Source organism: Paenarthrobacter aurescens, assembly GCF_025421775.1.
In the GTDB taxonomy this organism is placed as follows: Bacteria; Actinomycetota; Actinomycetes; order Actinomycetales; family Micrococcaceae; genus Arthrobacter; species Arthrobacter aurescens_B.
In genome coordinates, this window is sequence record NZ_JAOEFX010000816.1 from 1 (window position 1) to 229 (window position 229).

General features: G+C 62.0%; 1 pseudogene. It reads right to left on the reverse strand.

Annotated features, from left to right (window positions below):
* Window positions 1–193 (reverse strand): annotated as a pseudogene (locus N7568_RS25680) (D-serine/D-alanine/glycine transporter); the annotation flags it as partial.
* Window positions 194–229 lie beyond the last annotated feature (36 nt).

The following is a 229-nucleotide window of genomic DNA, read 5'->3' on the forward strand; positions in this document are numbered from 1 at the left end:
CGCAGAAGAGCTTGAAGCCGATGATCATGTACCCGAAAATGACGGCCGGGCCGGCCGCGGAAATGGTCTTGCCGGAGCCCATGACCAGGCCGGTGCCGATCGCTCCGCCGATGGCGATGAGCTGGATGTGGCGGTTGCTGAGCTGACGCTCAAGATGGGTGGAATCGGTGGAAGGTGGGCGCTGAATCGTCAAAGGAACTCCATCGTTCAGGCGGCACAGGGTGCCACA